General features: G+C 67.1%; 3 protein-coding genes. All 3 read right to left on the bottom strand.

What is annotated here, in order from left to right:
* Positions 1-95: 95 nt before the first annotated feature.
* Positions 96-2120: an acetyl/propionyl/methylcrotonyl-CoA carboxylase subunit alpha gene (locus CF70_RS26040; protein WP_035871634.1), complete on the bottom strand. Its 2025-nt coding sequence runs from the start codon at positions 2118-2120 to the stop codon at positions 96-98.
* A gap of 111 nt (positions 2121-2231) precedes the next feature.
* Positions 2232-3020, bottom strand: a complete 789-nt coding sequence (locus tag CF70_RS26035) for an enoyl-CoA hydratase/isomerase family protein (protein WP_035871630.1) — start codon at positions 3018-3020, stop codon at positions 2232-2234.
* Between the two features lie 69 nt (positions 3021-3089).
* Positions 3090-4697 (bottom strand): carboxyl transferase domain-containing protein, encoded by a 1608-nt coding sequence (locus tag CF70_RS26030; protein ID WP_035871628.1) that lies wholly within the window; start codon positions 4695-4697, stop codon positions 3090-3092.
* Positions 4698-4826 lie beyond the last annotated feature (129 nt).

The raw sequence follows: 4826 nt of genomic DNA, 5'->3' as shown, positions 1-4826 counted from the left end.
CCGCGCCAGCAGCTAGAAGCAATAAAACCCCACCCAAAAAACGCATCCCCCCGCATCAGCGGGGCTACAAGCACCCCCCCAAAAAGAGCATTCACTCACGCCACCACATCTTCCAGCGTAACCAACTGCGCGCCATCCTGCACCTGATCTCCGATACCATAGAGCACTTCCTGCACCACGCCATCAGCGGGTGCAGTCAGCGTGTGCTCCATCTTCATGGCTTCCATCACAATCAGCGGATCACCCTTGCCGATGACGGCGCCAGCCTGGACCATCACCGCGATGATGCGCCCCGGCATCGGCGCCACCAGCTTGCCGCCCTCGGCATCGGCCGTGCCCGCGTGGGCGAGCGGGTCGATGACCTCCAGCCGGGTTTGCTGCGCGCCGCTGAACACGTAAAGCGTTTCACCGTCGATATGGGCGCTGCCCTTGACGGTACGCGCGCCAAGGTCAAGCGCGTAGCCGCCGGCCTGGGTGGTGGCGCGGAAGGGCACGGTCTGCTCGCCCACGGTGAGCCATTGCCTGCCGCCATCGCTGCGCAGGCTGGCAAGCGTTTCACCTTCGCTGGTGCGCAGGCGGAACTGGCTGCTGGCGTCGCCGTTCAAGCGCCATGCCCCGGCGTTTTGCCACGGCGAATGCGCATCCGCCGGATCGACGCGCCGCGCGCGGGTTTCCGCATCCATCAGCGCCGCTACTGCCAGCGCGATGGTCTCGGTGCCCACCTGCGCGGGCGGCGGGAACAATGCTGCCTGGTTGCGTTCGATCAGCCCGGTGTCGAGGTCGGCGGTGCGGAACGCCTGCGAAGTCACCAGCCGTTGCAGGAAGGCGATATTGGTCGACAGGCCCACCACGTGATACTCCGCCAGCGCCTGCGCCATGCGGGCGAGCGCTTCCTCGCGGTCGCGGCCCCACACGATCAGCTTGGCGATCATGGGGTCGTAGTAGGGGCTGATGGTGTCGCCCTCGCGCACGCCGGAATCGATGCGCACGCCGGCCGGGCCGTCTCCGTCGTGGCCAAGGGCGAACGTCACCGCCGCCGGGGTGCGCAGGTAGCGCAGCGTGCCGGTGGAGGGCAGGAACCCCTTGTCGGGATTCTCGGCGTAGACGCGCGCTTCCAGCGCGTGGCCGTGGATGCGAAGCTGATCTTGCTTCAGCGGCAACGGCTCGCCCGAGGCCACGCGCAATTGCCATTCCACCAGGTCTTGCCCGGTGATCATCTCGGTGACGGGATGCTCCACCTGCAGGCGGGTGTTCATCTCCATGAAGTAGAACGAGCCGTCCTGGTTGGCGATGAACTCAACGGTGCCCGCGCCGACATAGCCGACGGCCTGCGCCGCCGCAACGGCGGCTTCGCCCATCGCCCGCCGGCGCTCCTCGCTCATGCCGGGCGCCGGGGCTTCCTCCAGCACCTTCTGGTGGCGCCGCTGCACCGAGCAGTCGCGCTCGAACAGGTAGACGCAGTTGCCGTGCGTGTCGGCGAACACCTGGATTTCGATATGGCGCGGGCGGGTCAGGTATTTCTCCACCAGCACGCGGTCGTCGCCGAAACTGGCGCTGGCCTCGCGCTGCACCGAAGCCAGCGCGGCTTCGAAGCCTTCGCTGGCTTCCACCACGCGCATGCCCTTGCCGCCGCCGCCGGCGCTGGCTTTCAGCAGCACCGGGTAGCCGATGCGGTCGGCCTCGTGCCGCAGCAGGACCGGATCCTGGTCTTCACCGTGATAGCCCGGCACCAGCGGCACCGCGGCTTCTTCCATCAGCCGCTTGGCCGCGCTCTTGCTGCCCATGGCGCGGATGCTCGATGCCGGCGGGCCGATAAAGACCAGGCCCGCCGCGGCGCAGGCATCGGCGAAGCCGTCGTTTTCTGAGAGGAAGCCGTAGCCCGGATGGATCGCCTGCGCGCCGGTCGCCTTGGCCACCTCGATGATGTGGTCGCCGCGCAGGTAACTGTCGCGCGCGGCGGCGCCGCCGATGTGCACGGCCTCGTCGCACAGCGCCACGTGGCGTGCGTCGGCGTCGGCGTCGGAGTAGACGGCTACGGTGCGGATGCCAAGGCGGCGGCAGGTGGCTGCCACGCGGCAGGCGATTTCGCCGCGGTTGGCGATCAGGATCTTGTTGAACATGGCTGTTCCTAGTTTTAGTTCTGGCGGCGTGGCTGCGATGGCCGCGCGGCTGATTCGGCGGCTATCCGAGCCGCACGGCGCGTGATTGCTTGGGGCTGGCTGGCGGTTCGCTCAGGCAGGCCGCCAGGACGGCGAGCGTTTTTCCAGGAAGGAACGCACGCCCTCGCGGCCTTCTTCCGAGGCGCGGATCGCGGCAATGCGGTCGGCGGTATCGGCCAGCAGCGCATCGTCGATAGCCCGGCCCGACACCTCCTGCACCAGCCGCTTGCTCTCGCGCACGGCGTTGGGGCTGTTGGCCACCAGCGCGGCGGCCAGTTCGGCCACCTTGGCGTCCAGGGCGTCGGCCGGCACCACCTCATGCACAAAGCCCAGTCGCAGCGCCTCGGCCGCGCCGAAGCGCTCGGCCGTGATGAAGTAGCGGCGCGCGGCCTGCTCGCCCATGGCGCGGATCACGTAGGGGCTGATGGTGGCGGGCAACAGGCCCAGGCGCGCTTCCGACAGGCAGAAATTCACCGGTTCCGCGGCTACCGCGATGTCGCAGGCCGCGACCAGGCCCACGCCGCCGGCATAGGTGTCGCCGTGAATGCGTGCAATCACGGGTTTGGGGCAGGCCCAGATCGTGTGCAGCATCTGCGCCAGGGTCAGCGCATCGGACCGGTTCTCGTCGTGCGAGTAGCCGGCCATCTTCTTCATCCAGTTCAGGTCCGCGCCCGCGCAGAAGGCCGGGCCATTGCCCGCCAGCACGATGGCACGCACCGCGGGCTCGCTGCCCAGCGCGCGGAAGGCGCCGGTCAGCTCGGCGATCACGGTCTCGTTAAAGGCGTTGCGCACGTCCGGCCGGTTCAGCGTGACGGTGGCCACATGCTGCGCGGCGGTGACGGTCAGGGTGGTGAATTCCATGGTTGTGTCCTGTGCGATGCGGTGCGATTCAATATCCGGGGCATTTACGCGTGCAATGACAGCGCGCGATCACATGCGGAACACGCCGAACTTCATCTCGCCGATCGGCGCGTTCAGGCTGGCCGACAAGCCCAGGCCCAGCACCGTGCGCGTCTGCGCGGGATCGATCACGCCGTCGTCCCACAGCCGCGCGCTGGCGTAGTAGGGGTGGCCCTGGTGCTCGTACTGGTCGCGGATCGGTTGCTTGAACTTGTCCTCTTCCTCGGCGCTCCAGCTGCCGCCCTTGGCCTCGATGCCGTCGCGGCGCACGGTAGCCAGCACGCTGGCCGCCTGCTCGCCGCCCATCACCGAGATCCGCGCGTTCGGCCACATCCACAGGAAGCGCGGCGAATACGCGCGCCCGCACATGCCGTAGTTGCCCGCGCCAAACGAGCCGCCGATGATCACCGTGAACTTTGGCACCTGCGCCGTCGCCACCGCCGTCACCATCTTGGCGCCGTTGCGCGCGATGCCTTCGTTCTCGTACTTGCGGCCCACCATGAAACCGGTGATGTTCTGCAGGAATACCAGCGGGATCTTGCGCTGGCAGCACAGTTCGATGAAGTGCGCGCCCTTGAGCGCCGATTCCGAGAACAAGATGCCATTGTTGGCGATGATGCCAACCGGATAGCCCCAGATCCGCGCAAAGCCGCAAACTAGCGTGGTGCCGTAGCGCGCCTTGAATTCGTCGAAATCCGAGTCGTCCACGATACGTGCAATGACTTCGCGCACGTCATACGGCTTGCGCGTGTCGGTAGGAATCACGCCATACAGTTCTTCCACCGGATAACGCGGGGGCAGGGGCTCGTGCAGGCGGATCTGGTCCGGCTTGCGGCGGTTCAGGTGCTGCACGATATTGCGGGCCAGCGACAGCGCGTGCGCGTCGTTCTGCGCGAAGTAATCGGCCACGCCAGAGAGACGCGTGTGCACGTCGGCGCCGCCCAGGTCTTCGGCCGTGACTTCTTCGCCGGTGGCTGCTTTCACCAGCGGCGGGCCGCCCAGGAAAATCGTGCCCTGGTTCTTGACGATGATGGACTCGTCGCTCATCGCCGGCACGTAGGCGCCGCCTGCCGTGCACGAACCCATCACCACCGCGATCTGCGGGATGCCTTGCTTGGACAGGTTGGCCTGGTTGTAGAAGATGCGGCCGAAGTGATCGCGGTCGGGGAAGACGTCGTCCTGGTTGGGCAGGTTGGCGCCGCCGGAATCCACCAGGTAGATACAGGGCAGGTTGTTCTGCTCGGCGATTTCCTGCGCGCGCAGGTGCTTGCGCACGGTGAGCGGATAGTAGGTGCCGCCCTTGACGGTGGCGTCATTGCAGACGATCACGCATTCCTGCCCGGCGATGCTGCCGATGCCGGTGATGATGCCCGCGCCGGGCGCGGCATTGTCGTACATGTCATAAGCCGCGAGCTGCGACAGTTCCAGGAACGGCGTGCCCGGATCGAGCAGTTGCTGCACGCGATCGCGCGGCAGCAGCTTGCCCCGCCCGAGGTGCTTGGCGCGGGCTTCCTCGCCGCCGCCTTCGGCCAGCCTGGCGATCTTGGCCTTGAGGTCGACGACCAGCGCCTGCATGGCGTCGGCATTGGCGCGGAAGGATTCCGAGCGCGCATTGAGTTTGGTTTCGAGCGTGGGCATAGGGTGTCGGGTCTCTGTTCTTTTGTCTCGTGCAGTGATCGCGGCGGCGCAAGCGGGCCGGCAGGGCAGCTTATGCCGTCTCGGCGTACAGCTCGCGCCCGATCAGCATGCGGCGGATTTCCGACGTGC

The organism is Cupriavidus sp. SK-3 (genome assembly GCF_000611145.1).
Lineage (GTDB): Bacteria > Pseudomonadota > Gammaproteobacteria > Burkholderiales > Burkholderiaceae > Cupriavidus.
Note: the sequence above shows the minus strand (reverse complement) of the source record. Positions and strands in the feature narration are given on the sequence as shown.

What these genes read in the sequence shown, in the direction of transcription:
- CF70_RS26040 (WP_035871634.1), bottom strand. Translation starts at nt 2,120, where the DNA reads ATGTTCAACAAGATCCTGATCGCCAACCGCGGCGAAATCGCCTGCCGC.
- CF70_RS26035 (WP_035871630.1), bottom strand. Translation starts at nt 3,020, where the DNA reads ATGGAATTCACCACCCTGACCGTCACCGCCGCGCAGCATGTGGCCACC.
- CF70_RS26030 (WP_035871628.1), bottom strand. Translation starts at nt 4,697, where the DNA reads ATGCCCACGCTCGAAACCAAACTCAATGCGCGCTCGGAATCCTTCCGC.